16 protein-coding genes are annotated in these 14,697 nt (G+C 69.2%); 12 read left to right on the plus strand and 4 right to left on the minus strand.

What is annotated here, in order from left to right; translation table 11 throughout:
* Positions 1-18 precede the first annotated feature (18 nt).
* The 3 genes from AC3A3H_RS08695 to AC3A3H_RS08705 all read right to left on the minus strand — a co-directional run bounded on the left by AC3A3H_RS08695 (position 19) and on the right by AC3A3H_RS08705 (position 2,142).
* On the minus strand, positions 19-462 hold the full coding sequence (locus AC3A3H_RS08695; RefSeq protein WP_487614159.1) for a succinate dehydrogenase hydrophobic membrane anchor subunit: 444 nt from the start codon (positions 460-462) through the stop codon (positions 19-21).
* Between the two features lies 1 nt (position 463).
* The gene (sdhC, locus tag AC3A3H_RS08700; RefSeq protein ID WP_487614160.1) at positions 464-880 is read right to left on the minus strand and encodes a succinate dehydrogenase, cytochrome b556 subunit; all 417 of its coding nucleotides are present in this window, start codon (positions 878-880) and stop codon (positions 464-466) included.
* A 140-nt stretch (positions 881-1,020) separates the two neighbouring features.
* The gene (locus AC3A3H_RS08705) at positions 1,021-2,142 is read right to left on the minus strand and encodes a mannose-1-phosphate guanylyltransferase (protein WP_487614161.1); all 1,122 of its coding nucleotides are present in this window, start codon (positions 2,140-2,142) and stop codon (positions 1,021-1,023) included.
* 74 nt (positions 2,143-2,216) lie between these two features.
* On the opposite strand from AC3A3H_RS08705, the gene AC3A3H_RS08710 reads away from it, so the two are divergent.
* The 11 genes from AC3A3H_RS08710 to AC3A3H_RS08760 all read left to right on the plus strand — a co-directional run bounded on the left by AC3A3H_RS08710 (position 2,217) and on the right by AC3A3H_RS08760 (position 13,909).
* A complete protein-coding gene (locus AC3A3H_RS08710) occupies positions 2,217-3,386 on the plus strand; it encodes a glycosyltransferase family 4 protein (protein WP_487614162.1) in 1,170 nt (389 codons plus the stop codon).
* 71 nt (positions 3,387-3,457) lie between these two features.
* Complete coding sequence (locus tag AC3A3H_RS08715; RefSeq protein WP_487614163.1) at positions 3,458-4,591, plus strand: magnesium and cobalt transport protein CorA; 1,134 nt, start codon at positions 3,458-3,460, stop codon at positions 4,589-4,591.
* 207 nt (positions 4,592-4,798) lie between these two features.
* Positions 4,799-5,881, plus strand: a complete 1,083-nt coding sequence (locus AC3A3H_RS08720; protein ID WP_487614164.1) for a BMP family lipoprotein — start codon at positions 4,799-4,801, stop codon at positions 5,879-5,881.
* A gap of 230 nt (positions 5,882-6,111) precedes the next feature.
* Positions 6,112-7,632 (plus strand): ABC transporter ATP-binding protein, encoded by a 1,521-nt coding sequence (locus AC3A3H_RS08725; protein WP_487614165.1) that lies wholly within the window; start codon positions 6,112-6,114, stop codon positions 7,630-7,632.
* Positions 7,629-8,918, plus strand: a complete 1,290-nt coding sequence (locus AC3A3H_RS08730) for an ABC transporter permease (RefSeq protein ID WP_487614166.1) — start codon at positions 7,629-7,631, stop codon at positions 8,916-8,918. Before AC3A3H_RS08725 ends, AC3A3H_RS08730 begins: the two co-directional genes overlap by 4 nt.
* Positions 8,915-10,204 (plus strand): ABC transporter permease, encoded by a 1,290-nt coding sequence (locus AC3A3H_RS08735; RefSeq protein WP_487614167.1) that lies wholly within the window; start codon positions 8,915-8,917, stop codon positions 10,202-10,204. Before AC3A3H_RS08730 ends, AC3A3H_RS08735 begins: the two co-directional genes overlap by 4 nt.
* On the plus strand, positions 10,201-10,659 hold the full coding sequence (locus tag AC3A3H_RS08740; protein WP_487614168.1) for a cytidine deaminase: 459 nt from the start codon (positions 10,201-10,203) through the stop codon (positions 10,657-10,659). Before AC3A3H_RS08735 ends, AC3A3H_RS08740 begins: the two co-directional genes overlap by 4 nt.
* 37 nt (positions 10,660-10,696) lie before the next feature.
* Positions 10,697-12,001, plus strand: coding sequence for a thymidine phosphorylase (locus AC3A3H_RS08745; protein WP_487614169.1), 1,305 nt, complete (start codon positions 10,697-10,699; stop codon positions 11,999-12,001).
* Positions 12,002-12,015: 14 nt separating this feature from the next.
* The gene (locus AC3A3H_RS08750) at positions 12,016-13,137 is read left to right on the plus strand and encodes an adenosine deaminase (RefSeq protein ID WP_487614170.1); all 1,122 of its coding nucleotides are present in this window, start codon (positions 12,016-12,018) and stop codon (positions 13,135-13,137) included.
* A 24-nt stretch (positions 13,138-13,161) separates the two neighbouring features.
* The gene (locus tag AC3A3H_RS08755) at positions 13,162-13,623 is read left to right on the plus strand and encodes a PTS sugar transporter subunit IIA (RefSeq protein ID WP_487614171.1); all 462 of its coding nucleotides are present in this window, start codon (positions 13,162-13,164) and stop codon (positions 13,621-13,623) included.
* Between the two features lie 13 nt (positions 13,624-13,636).
* Positions 13,637-13,909 (plus strand): PTS sugar transporter subunit IIB, encoded by a 273-nt coding sequence (locus AC3A3H_RS08760; RefSeq protein WP_382463607.1) that lies wholly within the window; start codon positions 13,637-13,639, stop codon positions 13,907-13,909.
* 24 nt (positions 13,910-13,933) lie between these two features.
* On the opposite strand, the gene AC3A3H_RS08765 is transcribed toward AC3A3H_RS08760, so the two are convergent.
* Positions 13,934-14,245: an ArsR/SmtB family transcription factor gene (locus tag AC3A3H_RS08765; RefSeq protein WP_487614172.1), complete on the minus strand. Its 312-nt coding sequence runs from the start codon at positions 14,243-14,245 to the stop codon at positions 13,934-13,936.
* A gap of 51 nt (positions 14,246-14,296) precedes the next feature.
* On the opposite strand from AC3A3H_RS08765, the gene AC3A3H_RS08770 reads away from it, so the two are divergent.
* A partial coding sequence (locus tag AC3A3H_RS08770; protein ID WP_487614173.1) for an MFS transporter occupies positions 14,297-14,697 on the plus strand: 401 nt, incomplete at its 3' end.

Here is a 14,697-nt window from a genome sequence, read left to right on the forward strand (position 1 = left end):
TTGTTTTCCGTCAATCAGTCACTTGGCCGGGCAGAACGAAGGCAGGTCGGCCGCGTGGGCTCCCGCCGGGCACGGGTCGAAGGTGAAGATCACGAGCGTGCCGAGCACGATCAGCACGACGACCGCCGCGAGAACCGCCCACTTGAGGATGCGGTTGACCGTGACGTTGTGCGCGTAGTCGTTGATCAGGGTGCGCATGCCGTTGCCGCCGTGGATGAGCGCGAGCCACAGCATGAGCAGGTCCCAGACCTGCCAGAACGGGGTGGCGTACTTGCCCGCGACGAACGCGAAGTCGATCTGCTTGACGCCGTCGCCGAGGACGAGGTTGATCAGCAGGTGGCCGAAGATGAGGATCACCAGCACGAGGCCGGAGGCCCGCATGTAGATCCAGCCCCACTTCTCCCAGTTGACGCCCTTGCGGGCCGGACGGGCCGGCGTGCGCGGAGCCTCGATGGTCGTCACGTCAGTTCACCTCCGAGAAGATGTGGATGAGCTGCGTCGGGACGAACCCGGCCATGAGGATCACCCAGAGCGCGATGACGATCCAGAACATGACCTTCTGGTACTTGACGCCCTTGCTCCAGAAGTCGATCAGGATGATCCGGATGCCGTTGAAGGCGTGGAAGATGATCGCCGCGACGAGCGCCATTTCACCGAATCCCATGATCGGGTTCTTGTAGGTGCCGATCACCGCGTTGTACGCCTCCGGGCTGACCCGGATGAGCGAGGTGTCGAGGATGTGGACGAGAAGGAAGAAGAAGATGGCGACGCCGGTGATGCGGTGAAGCACCCACGACCACATGCCCTCACGGCCGCGGTACAGCGTGCCGCCCGGCCTCGACTTCGTCGGTTGCAGGGTCCCTGCCGCTTGCTCTGGCACGAACAACCCTCCCTGGTTGCGATCGCTGAAAGTACGCGCACGAAGCGCGTGGCAAGTCTATGCCGCGGGGCCGCTCAGTGCTGCTTAGGGTGTCCTTGGTTATCTCGACGTCGAGATAAATCCGCGAAGCGGCGCCGGCGTCAGAGCACGTCGGTCGAGCCGGTGACCTTCAGCGCATCCACCACCGACTTCACCCGCTGGGCGTTGTCGGTCGTCGTGACCAGCAGGGCGTCGGGCGTGTCGACGATGACGATGTCCTTCACGCCGATCAGGCTGATGACGCGCTTGGTCTGGCTGACGACGATGCCGCTGGAGGCGTCGGCGAGCACGCGCGCGTTCTCGCCGAGGATCGCCAGGTCGGTCGTGCGGCCTCCCGAGTTCAGCTTGGACAGCGAGGCGAAGTCGCCCACGTCGTCCCAGTCGAAGTAGCCGGGGATGACCGCGAGCCGCCCGGCGGCCGCTGCGGGCTCGGCGACCGAGTAGTCGATCGCGATCTTCTCGAGGTTCGGCCAGATCCGGTCGACGGCGGGGCCGCGGGTGGCCGGGTCGTCCCACGCCGCGGCGAGGTCGAGCAGACCGGCCAGCAGTTCGGGCTTGGAGCGGCCGATCTCCTCCAGCAGCAGGTCGGCGCGGGCGATGAACATGCCGGCGTTCCAGAGGTAGGAGCCGCTGGCGAGGTAGCTCTCGGCCGTCTTCAGGTCGGGCTTCTCGACGAACGACCGCACGGCGAGTGCGCTCGGCGCGCCGGTCACGGTCAGCTCGCCGCCGCAGTGGATGTAGCCGAACCCGACCGCCGGCTCGGTCGGCTTGATCCCGATGGTCGTGATGTAGCCCGCGTCGGCGGCGGCGACTGCCTCCTTCACGGTGGAGGCGAACAGCCGATGGTTGCGGATGACGTGGTCGGCGGCGAACGACCCGACGATCACACCGGGCTCGCGGCGCTGCAGGATGGCGGCGGCCAGCCCGATCGCGGCCGTCGAGTCGCGCGGCTCCGACTCCAGGACCACATTGGCGTCGGCCAGCGCGGGCAGCTGCGCCTCCACGGCGGCCCGGTGGGCGCGGCCGGTGACGACCATGATCCGCTGCTCGCCGGAGATCGGCGCCAGCCGGTCCCAGGTGTTCCGCAGCAGCGTCTGACCCGACCCGGTCAGGTCGTGCAGGAACTTCGGCGCGTCCGCCCGCGACAGCGGCCACAGCCGCGAGCCGATCCCGCCCGCCGGGATGATGCTGTAGAACCGGTCGAGCGCGCCTGGAGAAGTCATGCCGAAAGGATAGCGAGCGGTTCTGGACACCTTCCGTTCACAGCCGGGACATTCCCGGCCGCGACACTGTGGTCATGCGGGTCGCCGTCGTCAGCGAGAGCTTCCTCCCCACAGTGAACGGGGTGACCACCAGCGTCCTCCGGGTGCTCGATCATCTGGCCGCCCAGGGGCACGAGGCCATCGTGATCTGCCCGGAGGCCGGTGCGCCCGCCGAGTACGCGGGGTTCCGCGTCCACCAGGTGCCCTCCATCGCGTACCGCCAGTTCCCGGTCGGGCTGCCGAGCCCGCAGGTGCAGCGCATCCTCGCCCGGTTCGAGCCGGACGTGCTGCACGCGGCCTCCCCCTTCTTCCTGGGTGCGCAGGCCATCGCCGCCGCGAATCGGGTCGGCGTGCCCTCCGTCGCCGTGTACCAGACCGACGTCGCCGGGTTCGCGCGCCGCAACGGGCTCGGGATGACCGCCGCCATCGCGTGGAAGTACGTGCGCTGGGTGCACGAGGGCGCCGATGTCACGCTCGTGCCGTCGTCGGCCAGCGAGTACGACCTCCGGGAGGCCGGCGTGCGGCGGCTGGCCCGCTGGGGTCGCGGGGTCGACCTGGAGCGATATCACCCGAACAACCGCCGGACCGCGGGCGCCGTGGCTCTCCGGGAGCGGCTCTCCCCGGACGGCGAGGTCGTCGTCGGCTATGTCGGCCGCATCGCGCCGGAGAAGCAGGTCGAGCGGCTGCGCGTGCTGCGCGGGCTGCCGGGTGTCGCGGTCGCCGTCGTCGGCGACGGGCCGGCGCGGGAGGCCGTCGAGCGGCAGCTCCACGGCGTGCCGACCACGTGGCTGGGCCGGCTCGGGGGAGCGGACCTCGCCGCGGCCTACGCGGCGTTCGACGTGTTCGTGCACACCGGCTCGGAGGAGACCTTCGGGCAGACCGTGCAGGAGGCGCACGCCTCGGGACTGCCGGTGGTCGCGCCGCGCGCCGGCGGACCGATCGACCTCGTCGAGCACGGCGTCGACGGCCTCCTCTTCCCGCCGGCGGACGACCGCGGGCTGCGAGCCGCCGTCTCGATGCTCACCGACGACGCCCCGCTGCGCCTCCGGATGGGGGAGGCCGGCCGCCGCCGGGTGCTCGGCCGCGGCTGGGATGTGCTCTGCGCCGAGCTCGTCGGCCACTACGAGCAAGTCATCCTGGACGCCTGCACCGACGTCCGCGGCGGCGGGGTTCAGCGCCCGGGCAGGCTGCGCGCGTACAGTTAGGTGGCGCTGTGGCCCGGGAAACCGGGCGAGCACGGCCCTCTCACGTGTCCGCACGCACCAGGAGGTGAACCATGGCGAACCTGAACCGACGCGGCATCCCGATGCCCTTCGTGTCCCGAGCCCGGCGGGTCGACCCTCCCAGTTCGCCTGCGGCCGTCCTGACCGAGCCGGAACGCGCCGCCCGCTCGAGCATGGTGGACAGCGCGATCTACGCCGACGGTGTGCGTGTGGCGTCGCCCCGCTCCCTGGCCGAGACCTACCGCGCGCTCGACGACACCCCGGGCGGCGTGGCGTGGATCGGCCTGTACCGGCCCACCGAGCAGGAGCTGATGTCGCTGGCGGAGGAGTTCAGCCTCCACCCGCTCGCGATCGAGGACGCGATCGTCGCCCACCAGCGGCCCAAGCTGGAACGGTACGACTCGGTGCTGTTCGTGGTGCTGAAGGCGGCCAACTACCTGGACGTGCCGGAAGAGGTCGACTTCGGCGAGCTGCACCTGTTCGTCGGCCCGAACTTCGTCATCACGGTCCGCCACAGCGAGTCGCCCGACCTGTCGACGGTCCGGCACCGGATGGAACGCGAGCGCGAACTGCTCGCGCTCGGACCGCAGGCCATCCTCTACGCCATCATCGACACGGTCGTCGACGCCTACAGCCCGGTCGTCGCCGGTCTCGCCAACGACATCGACGAGATCGAGACGCAGGTGTTCGGCGGGGACGCCCTGGTCTCCCGGCGCATCTACGAGCTGTCGCGGGAGGTCATCGACTTCCAGCGAGCGACCCATCCGCTGTCCTCGGTGATGGTCGCGCTGGAGCGCGGCTCGGCGAAGTACGGCGTGACGGAGGAGCTGGAACGGCGCCTGCGCGACGTGGCCGACCACCTCACCCAGGTGAACGAGCGCGTGGACGGCTTCCGCTACCTCCTGCGCGACATCCTCACGGTGAACTCGACCCTGGTCTCCGAACGCCAGAACGAGGAGATGACCCGGCTCGCGCACTCCACGCACCGCCAGGGAGAAGAGGTCAAGAAGATCTCCTCGTGGGCGGCAATCCTGTTCGCGCCGACGCTGATCGCCGGCATCTACGGGATGAACTTCCACAACATGCCGGAGCTGGCCTGGCCGCTGGGCTACCCGCTCGCGGTGCTCGCGATGGTAGGGCTGAGCACGCTGCTGTACGTGGTGTTCAAGAAGCGCGGGTGGATGTAGGGCAGGGTCTCACCCCTTAAGAGGCACGCCCGGATCCGTGCCGATAGGCGGCTGCTCAAATGAGCAGTCGCCAACCAGGCGCGCGTTTGTAACGCTTGCATGAAGAAGCCGGATTTTCGATCAGAGCCGTTCGTCACATTCGGTAACGTGCATTGCATACAGTGGCCGTCCCGCACCAGAGGCGGCCTGCATCTTGGAGGGACAACCTTGACAATCACAGCTCGTAAGGCCGGCCTCGTCGGTCTTGCGGTGACCGGCGTCGTCGCGCTGCTCGCCGCGTGCTCGGCTGCCCCGTCGTCGACTTCGACGACCGGCGCCGCGAACAGCAAATTCCTGCCCTGCATGGTCTCCGACTCGGGTGGTTTCGACGACCACTCGTTCAACCAGCTCGGCTACGAGGGCCTTCAGCAGGCGGCGGGCACGCTCGGCGTCAAGTACAACAAGGCCGAGTCGAAGAGCGAGAACGACTTCGCTCCGAACATCCAGAGCATGGTCGACGCCAACTGCAACCTCGTCGTGACCGTCGGCTTCCTGCTCGCCGACGCCACCAAGAAGGCTGCCGCGGCGAACCCCGACGTCGACTTCGCCATCATCGACGACAGCTCGATCACCGCGAAGAACGTCAAGCCGATCATCTTCGACACCGCGCAGGCCGCCTTCCTGGCCGGCTACGCCGCGGCGAGCTACTCGAAGACCGGCATCGTCGGCACCTTCGGCGGCATGCAGATCCCGACCGTCACCATCTTCATGGATGGCTACGCGGACGGCGTGAAGTACTACAACGAGCAGAAGGGCAAGTCTGTCAAGGTCGTCGGCTGGGACGTCGACAAGCAGAACGGCTCCTTCACCGGTGGCTTCGACGCCAACGAGACCGCCAAGAACACCGCTCAGGGCGTCATCGACCAGAACGCGGACGTCATCATGCCGGTCGGCGGCCCGATCTACCAGTCGGCCGCGCAGGCCATCCGCGACTCGGGCAAGCCGATCGCGATGATCGGTGTCGACGCAGACGTGTTCCAGTCCGACCCGACCGTGAAGGACCTGCTCCTCACCTCGGTCATGAAGGGCATGAAGCCCGCCACCAACGACGTGGTCACCCAGGCCGCGAAGGGCAAGTTCGACAGCACGCCGTACGTCGGCACGCTGAAGAACGACGGCGTCGGCATCGCTCCGTTCCACGACTTCGAGTCGAAGGTGGACTCGGGCCTGCAGGGCGAGCTCGACAAGATCAAGGCCGGCATCATCGACGGCTCGATCAAGGTCACCTCGCCGTCGTCGCCGAAGCAGTAACCGGCGCGACGCACACTCGACGGGGAGGTCAGCGCACGCTGGCCTCCCCGTCGCACGTTCACCCGCAGTCTCGCCCGCACCTTGTCGCGGATGCTCGTTTGAGCACACACTGACATATGCGCAGAAAGGTAGGGTGAGGATGCGCATCGAGGCCACCCGCGATATTCGCGTGCCATGACCTCACGAGGCGCTGTGCTCACACCGGGCGAGTAGAGAAGGAACCCACCCGAATGAAGCTCGAACTTCGCGGCATCACCAAACGGTTCGGTGCCCTGGTCGCGAACGACCACATCGATCTGACCGTCGAACCCGGCGAGATCCACTGTCTGCTCGGCGAGAACGGTGCAGGCAAGTCCACCCTGATGAACGTCCTCTACGGCCTCTACCAGGCCGACGAGGGCGAGATCCTGCTCGACGACGTCGTCCAGCACTTCGCAGGCCCGGGCGACGCCATGAAGGCCGGCATCGGCATGGTCCACCAGCACTTCATGCTCATCCCCGTCTTCACGGTGGCCGAGAACGTCATGCTCGGCCACGAGCAGACCAAGATCGGCGGCCGCCTCGACCTCAACGCGGCTCGCGCGAAGGTGCGCGAGATCTCGGCCAGGTTCGGCTTCCACGTCGACCCCGACGCCCTGGTTGAGGACCTCCCGGTGGGCGTGCAGCAGCGCGTGGAGATCATCAAGGCGCTCTCGCAGAACGCCAAGGTGCTGGTCTTCGACGAGCCGACCGCCGTGCTCACCCCGCAGGAGACCGACGAGCTGATGGGCATCATGCGCCAGCTCAAGGAGCAGGGCACCGCCATCGTCTTCATCACCCACAAGCTGCGCGAGGTGCGCGAGGTCGCGGACCGGATCACGGTCATCCGCCTCGGCAAGGTGGTCGGCGAGACCGAGCCCACCGCGACGAACGCCGAGATGGCCTCCATGATGGTCGGCCGCGCCGTCTCGCTCACGGTCGAGAAGGAGCCGGCCCAGCCCGGCGATGCGGCGCTCGTGGTCAAGGACCTCTCGGTCATCGACCAGATCGGGCAGCTCGTGGTCAACCGCGTGAGCTTCGAGGTGCGTGCGGGCGAGATCCTCGCGATCGCCGGCGTGCAGGGCAACGGCCAGACCGAGCTGACCGAGGCGATCCTCGGCCTGCAGCCGCGTGTGGAGGGCGAGATCCTCCTCGACGGCACGCCGATCCAGGGCCACAGCCCGCGCCGGGTGCTCGACGCCGGCGTCGGCTTCGTGCCGGAGGACCGCAACGAGGACGGCCTGGTCGGCGAGTTCAGCATCCAGGAGAACCTGATGCTCGACCGCTCGACCGGGGCGCCGTTCGTCAAGGGCGGCAGCATCCAGTTCTCCTACCTGAAGCAGTTCGCCGAGGAGAAGGTGTCCGAGTTCGACGTGCGCACGCAGTCGATCGACCAGAAGGTCGCCCGGCTCTCCGGCGGCAACGCGCAGAAGGTCGTGCTCGCCCGGGAGCTGAGCCGCGACCTCCGGCTGTTCGTCGCCGCGCAGCCGACCCGCGGCCTCGACGTCGGGTCGATCGAGTTCGTGCACAAGCGCATCGTCGCCACCCGCGACGCGGGCGTGCCCGTGATCGTCGTGTCGACCGAGCTCGACGAGGTGGCGGCGCTCGCCGACCGCATCGCCGTGATGTACCGCGGGGGGATCGTAGGAATCGTGCCGGGGAACACGTCGCGCGACGTCCTCGGCCTGATGATGGCCGGCGAGTCGCCGGAGCAGGCAGGAGCAGCAGCATGACCGGGACCCCAACGCCCAGCCAGCCCGTGGCGCCGGCCCAGCCTCCGCAGCCGGGACAGCCGACGGCGAAGCCCGAGAACGACGACCGCTGGAACAAGGCGGTCCGTGACATCATGGGCGGCCCGGTGGTCATCTCCGTCCTGGCCGTGGTGCTCGCGCTGATCGTCGGCGGCATCCTGATCGCGCTGACCGATCCCGGCGTCCAGAAGGCGTCTGGATACTTCTTCGCCCGGCCCGGTGACACGTTCTCCGCCATCTGGACCTCCGTGTCCAGCGCGTACACGTCGATGTTCCAGGGCGCCATCTACAACTTCGGCCGGCCGACCTTCGCCGCCGGCATCCGCCCGCTGACCGAGACGCTGACGTTCGCGACCCCGCTGATCGTCGCCGGCCTCGGTGTCGCCCTGGCGTTCCGCGTCGGCCTGTTCAACATCGGCGGTCAGGGGCAGCTGCTCATCGGCGCAGCTGCCGCCGCCTGGGTCGGCTTCTCGTTCGACCTGCCGCCGGTCATCCACCTGATCGTCGCCATCCTCGCCGGCATCGCTGGCGCCGCGGTCTGGGCGGGCATCGTCGGCCTCCTGAAGGCGCGGACGGGCGCGCACGAGGTGATCGTTACGATCATGCTCAACTACATCGCCTTCTACCTCATCTCCTACATGCTGCGCACGAAGGGGCTGCTGCAGGCGCCGGGCTCGAACAACCCGAAGGCGCCCCCGATCCACGGAAACGCGGTGCTCCCGCCGCTGCTCGGCGTGCAGTACAACCTGACCTGGGCGTTCGTCATCGTCATCGGCGCGACGGTGTTCGTCTGGTGGCTGATCAACCGGTCGAGCCTCGGCTTCCGCTTCCGCGCGGTCGGCGAGAACCCCAACGCCGCACGTGTCGCGGGCATCAACGTCAAGAACATCTACGTCTACGCGATGCTCCTCGCCGGCGCCCTCGTCGGCGTCGCGGGTGCGAGCCAGGCGCTCGGCGTGTTCCCGGCCGGGATCAGCTCGGGAGTGGATGCGGGCATCGGCTTCGACGCGATCACCGTCGCGCTGCTCGGCCGGTCGCGGCCGTGGGGCGTGTTCGTCGCCGGCCTGCTGTTCGGCGCGCTGAAGGCCGGCGGCTACACGATCCAGGCCGGCGGCATCCCGATCGACATCGTGCTCATCATGCAGTCCCTGATCGTGCTCTTCGTCGCCGCGCCGCCGCTGGTGCGGGCGATCTTCCGCCTGCCGACGCCGGGGAGCGCGCCCCGGAGACAGCGTCCCATCGTCACGAAGGAGGTGGCGGCCAAGTGAGCACCGCAGCCCCCGTCATTCCCGACTCCTCCCCGATCGTCCTGGAGAAGGCCGAGGTCCGGTCCTGGAAGGCGCCGATCGCTCTCGCGGTCTTCGTCGTCATCAGCATCGTGCTGTTCTTCGGCTTCCCCCGGCACGGCGACAGCACCTTCCGGTTCTCGGAGAGCACCGACGCCATCAAGCTGCCGAACCTCACGGTCGACACCTTCACGACGACGACCGTCGTCACGATCCTGCTCGTCCTGATCACCGCGTACAGCGCCTGGCTGTCCTGGAAGGTGCGCAAGACGCCGATCTGGCTCGTGATCGTGTACGCGCTGCTGTTCATGTTCGCGTTCCTCGCGTGGGCGGGCTCCGGCCAGCTCCCGGTGCCGGTCACAGGCCTGCTGCTCGGCACGATCAGCCTGTCCGTCCCGCTCGTTTTCGGCGCCCTCGGCGGCGTCATCTCCGAGCGCGGCGGCGTCGTCAACGTCGCCATCGAGGGCCAGCTCCTCGCCGGCGCCTTCGTCTCGGCCATGACCGCGACCCTCACCGGGAGCTGGCTGGTCGGCCTCCTCGCCGCGATGGTCGCCGGCGTGCTCGTCTCGTTCGTGCTGGCCGCGTTCTCGATCAAGTACCTGGTCGACCAGGTGATCGTCGGTGTCGTGCTGAACGTGCTGGTCACCGGCGTCACGAGCTTCCTCTACTCGGCGGTGCTCGCGAACGACCCGCAGGTGCTCAACCACCCGCCGCGGCTGCCGGACTGGCCCATCCCGTTCCTCAGCGAGATCCCCATCATCGGCAAGGTGCTGTTCGACCAGACGATCATCGAGTACCTGATGTACGTCGCGATCTTCCTGGTCTGGTTCGGGCTGTTCAAGACCCGCTGGGGCCTGCGCCTCCGCTCGGTCGGCGAGCACCCGGAGGCGGCGGACACCGTCGGCATCAACGTCAACGGGACGCGGTTCTGGAACGTCTCGCTGGCGGGTGCGGTCGCCGGGCTCGGCGGCGCGTACTTCACGCTCGGCTCGGTCGGCGCGTTCTCCAAGGAGATGACAGCGGGCCAGGGCTTCATCGCTCTGGCGGCCGTGATCTTCGGACGCTGGGACCCGATCCGCGCCACGCTCGCGGCGCTGCTCTTCGGCTTCGCCACGAACCTGCAGAACGTGCTCGGCATCATCGGCTCGCCGGTCCCGAGCGAGTTCATGCTGATGCTGCCGTACGTGGTGACGATCTTCGCGGTCGCCGGGCTGGTCGGGGTGTCCCGAGCCCCGGCGGCGGACGGCAAGCCGTACATCAAGTCATGACCGGGCAGGCGATCGACTGGGCGGCCCTCCGCGTCGCGGCCACGGAGGCCATGACGCACGCGTACGCGCCGTACTCGCAGTTCCCGGTGGGTGCGGCCGCGCTCGTCGACGACGGCCGGATCGTCAGCGGCTGCAACGTCGAGAACGCGAGCTACGGCGTCACCCTGTGCGCCGAGTGCGGCCTGGTGTCGTCGCTCGCGATGACCGGCGGTGGCCGGCTGGTCGCGTTCACCTGCGTGAACGGCGACGGCGAAACGCTGATGCCGTGCGGCCGCTGCCGCCAACTGCTGTATGAGCACTCGGCTGAGGGGATGCTGTTGGAGACGGTCTCCGGCATCCGCACCATCGACGAGGTGCTGCCCGACGCGTTCGGGCCGCGCCAGCTCGCGGCGTACGCCGAGGAGCACGGCGTCGGAGGCTCCGCCGCCGAAGCCGACGGCACCGACGCCGACTGACATCCGCACGACGAACGATCAAGAGGGCTATTCCATCGTGAGCACCGCAGCAGCGGTCGAGGCGTTCGACGCCGTCGACCTGATCAGGACCAAGCGCGACCGTGGCGAGCTGACCACCGCGGAGATCGACTGGCTGGTGGACGCGTACACGCGCGGCTACGTCGCCGACGAGCAGATGTCGGCCATGACGATGGCGATCTTCCTGAACGGGATGACGCGTCGCGAGATCCGGGACCTCACCCTGGCCATGATCGCGTCGGGCGAGCGGATGGACTTCTCCGGCCTCGGCAAACCGACCGCCGACAAGCACTCCACCGGCGGCGTGGGGGACAAGATCACCCTGCCGCTGATGCCGCTCGTCGCGTCGTTCGGCGTCGCCGTGCCGCAGCTCTCCGGCCGCGGCCTCGGCCACACCGGCGGGACCCTGGACAAGCTGGAGAGCATCCCGGGCTGGCGTGCGAACCTCAGCAACGAGGAGATGCTCGCCCAGCTCCGCGGACCGGGTGGCGTGATCTGCGCCGCGGGCTCGGGGCTCGCGCCCGCCGACGGCAAGCTCTACGCGCTGCGCGACATCACGGGGACGGTGGAGGCCATCCCGCTGATCGCGTCCTCCATCATGTCCAAGAAGATCGCGGAGGGCACCGGCGCGCTGGTGCTGGACGTCAAGTTCGGCTCCGGCGCCTTCCTCAAGGACATCGACAAGTCGCGCGAGCTCGCCCGCACGATGGTGGAGCTGGGCAGGGACGCGGGCGTCGCGACCTCCGCCCTCCTCACCGACATGAACGTGCCGCTCGGCCTCGCCATCGGCAACGCCAACGAGGTGCGCGAGTCGGTCGAGGTGCTCGCCGGCGGCGGACCCGCCGACATCGTGGAGCTGACCATCGCCCTCGCCAGGGAGATGCTGACCCTCGCCGGGCAGCCGGACGCCGACGTGGAGGCCGCGCTCGCGGACGGGCGCGCCATGGACAAGTGGCGCGAGACCATCCGCGCGCAGGGCGGCGACCCGGACGCGGCGCTCCCTGTCGCTCGCGAGACGCACACCGTCGTCGCCGAGTCGGACGGTGTCCTGGTCGAGCAGCAGGCGCTGCCGTTCGGCATCGCCGCCTGGCGGCTCGGTGCGGGGCGCGCCCGCAAGCAGGACCCGGTGCAGCACGCCGCCGGCATCGACCTCCACGCCAAGCCAGGAGACGAGGTGCGCGCGGGCCAGCCGCTGTTCACGCTGTCGGCCGACGAGCCCGCCCGCTTCGAGCGCGCGCTGGAGGCGCTGGAGGGCGCGTACCGCCTCGCGCCGCTGGGCACGCCGTTCACCCGGGGCCCCCTCGTCGCCGAGCGCATCGGCTAGATAGATTGGAAGACATGAGCTTGAACGAGAACGGCACCTACACGCTCCCCGACGGGACCGACATCCGGGCGCTGCCCAAGGTCTCCCTGCACGATCACCTGGACGGCGGGCTGCGGCCCGCGACGGTGCTGGAGCTCGCGGACGGCATCGGCCTCCAGCTCCCGGCCGACGACCCGGTGGCGCTCGGCGCCTGGTTCGCCCAGAAGTCCAACTCGGGCTCGCTGGTCGAATACCTCAAGACCTTCGACCTCACCACAGCGGTGATGCAGACCCGCGAGGGCCTCAGTCGCGTCGCGCGCGAGTTCGTGCAGGACCTCGGCGCGGACGGCGTCGTGTACGGCGAGATCCGCTGGGCGCCGGAGCAGCACCTCACCCGGGGGCTCACGCTCGACGAGACCGTCGAGGCGGTGCAGGAGGGCCTGGAGCAGGGCATCGAGGATGTGCGCGCGGGCGGCGGCCGCATCCGCGTGGGCCAGCTCGTCAGCGCCATGCGGCACACCGACCGCAGTCTGGAGATCGCCGAGCTGGCCGTGCGCCACCGCGACCGCGGCGCCGTGGGCTTCGACATCGCCGGGCCCGAGGCCGGCTTCCCGGCGGGCAACCACAAGGCCGCGTTCGACTACCTGGCGTCCGAGTTCTTCCCGACCACCGTGCACGCGGGGGAGGCCGACGGCCTGGAGAGCATCCGCGGCGCCCTCCTCGACGGGCGGGCGCTACGCCTGGGCCACGGCGTGCGCCTGGCGGAGGACATCACGATCGAGCGGCAGGACGACGAGAACACCTACGTGACGCTCGGCACCCTGTCGCAGTGGGTCAAGGACCGCGAGATCGCGCTGGAGACCAGCCCGACCTCCAACCTGCAGACCGGCGCGATCGCCGCGTGGGGCGACGACATCCTCGACCACCCGTTCGACCTGCTGTACCAGCTCGGCTTCCGCGTCACGGTCAACACCGACAACCGGCTGATGAGCGGCACGACGCTGACCCGCGAGCTGAGCATCCTCGCGGACGCGTTCTCGTACGACCTCACGGACCTCGAGATCTTCCAGCTCAACGCCGCGGCAGGCGCGTTCCTCCCGATCGAGCAGCGTGAAGAACTGGCCGAGATCATCACAGCGGGTTTCGAGGGTTCCTGACCCGCTAACGCGTACGCTGGATCCATGCCGCTGCCACTGTTGCCCGACTCCGCCGTGACCGTCGGAGCTCACGCCTCCGACTGGCGCGACGCGGTCGAGCTCGCGGGGGCGGCCCTGGCGCGCTCCGGCGCGACCGAGCCGGGGTACAGCGCGCGGATGGTCCAGGTGATCGAGGAGTTCGGCGCCTACATCGTGATCGCGCCGGGCCTCGCACTGGCGCACGCCCGGCCGGGGCCCGACGTCAACCACGACGGGCTGTCGGTCGTCACGCTCGACGACCCGGTGGTGTTCGGGCACCCGCACAACGACCCGGTGTCCGTCGTGATCGGGCTCGCCGTGTCGACGCCCGAGGCGCACGTCACGAGCGTCGCCGAGCTCGCCAACGTCTTCAACGATCCCGACTCGATCCCGGCGCTCGCGGCGGCGACCGACGTCGCGGAGGTGCAGCGCATCTTGACGCTCACCGAGGAGGAGGCGGCCAGGTGAAGGGCACGGTTCTGTGAAGATCGTCGCGATCTGCGGTGCCGGCATCGGCACCTCCGGCATCCTGAAGGTGAACGCCGAGCGCGTCCTCGACCGTCTCGGCCTCGACGCGGACGTGACCGCGGCGGACGTCGCGAGCGTGGCCTCCGCGTCGAGCGACGCCCAGATCATCCTCACGTCACCCGAGCTGGTCGACCGCATCGGGCCGACCAACGCCGACGTCATCGTCGTGCAGAACTACTTCGACCTGGACGAGCTGGAGCAGAAGCTCGACGAGGCGCTGGGCTGAGCGACCGGGCGGCGCCGCCCGGGGTCAGCCGGCCGCGTCGCTGAGCAGGGCTGCGATCAGCCCGGGGAAGCGCTGATCGAGCTCCGCGCGCCGGAGCTGGATGTCGTGCGTGCGGCCGTTCACGATCGTGTTCGTGAGGCCGGCCTCACGCAGCGTCTTGAAGTGGTGGGCCATCGTCGACTTCTGCACGTCGGCGCCCCACTCGGTGAGCGTCTTGGGATGGGGCTCGCCGTCGGCGAGCACCCGCACCATCTGCAGCCGCACCGGGTCGGCGACGGCGCGGAGCAGGTCCACCAGCTCGACCTCGTCCATCGGCGGGGAGGGGTATTCGGTCATCGCGCACCCAATTGTTTGACAAACATCGAACAATCGCCGTACGCTAATCGTATGACGATCATCGAACAATCGTACCGCAGAACCACGCCGGCGCTCGTGGTCCTCGCCCTCGGCCTCTTCGTCGTGGGGACGAACGCCTTCGTCATCGCCGGCCTCCTGCCGCAGATCGCCGCCTCGCTGAACACCTCGTCCGCGGCCGTCAGCGTCTCGATCACCACCTACTCGCTCGTCGTCGCGGTCGCCGCGCCCGCCGTCTCGATCCTGCTCCCGCGGGTGCCCCGGTCGCTGCTGATGGCGACGGGACTCGCGGTCTTCGCCGTCGGGACCGCGGTCGCCGCCCTGGCCCCGGACCTCGGCTGGTTCATCGCGGGCCGGACCTTCTCGGGGATCGGCGGCGCGGCGCTCGTGCCGACCGCCACCGCCGCCGCGGCGGCCCTCGCGGCGCCGGAGAA

This window comes from Leifsonia sp. Soil_N53, from assembly GCF_057655165.1.

Excerpts from the sequence above, each read along its gene's own strand:
- AC3A3H_RS08725 (WP_487614165.1), top strand. The coding sequence starts at position 6,112 with ATGAAGCTCGAACTTCGCGGCATCACCAAACGGTTCGGTGCCCTGGTC.
- AC3A3H_RS08765 (WP_487614172.1), bottom strand. The coding sequence starts at position 14,245 with ATGACCGAATACCCCTCCCCGCCGATGGACGAGGTCGAGCTGGTGGAC.
- AC3A3H_RS08710 (WP_487614162.1), top strand. The coding sequence starts at position 2,217 with ATGCGGGTCGCCGTCGTCAGCGAGAGCTTCCTCCCCACAGTGAACGGG.
- AC3A3H_RS08715 (WP_487614163.1), top strand. The coding sequence starts at position 3,458 with ATGGCGAACCTGAACCGACGCGGCATCCCGATGCCCTTCGTGTCCCGA.
- AC3A3H_RS08750 (WP_487614170.1), top strand. The coding sequence starts at position 12,016 with ATGAGCTTGAACGAGAACGGCACCTACACGCTCCCCGACGGGACCGAC.
- AC3A3H_RS08740 (WP_487614168.1), top strand. The coding sequence starts at position 10,201 with ATGACCGGGCAGGCGATCGACTGGGCGGCCCTCCGCGTCGCGGCCACG.
- AC3A3H_RS08705 (WP_487614161.1), bottom strand. The coding sequence starts at position 2,142 with ATGACTTCTCCAGGCGCGCTCGACCGGTTCTACAGCATCATCCCGGCG.
- AC3A3H_RS08755 (WP_487614171.1), top strand. The coding sequence starts at position 13,162 with ATGCCGCTGCCACTGTTGCCCGACTCCGCCGTGACCGTCGGAGCTCAC.
- AC3A3H_RS08730 (WP_487614166.1), top strand. The coding sequence starts at position 7,629 with ATGACCGGGACCCCAACGCCCAGCCAGCCCGTGGCGCCGGCCCAGCCT.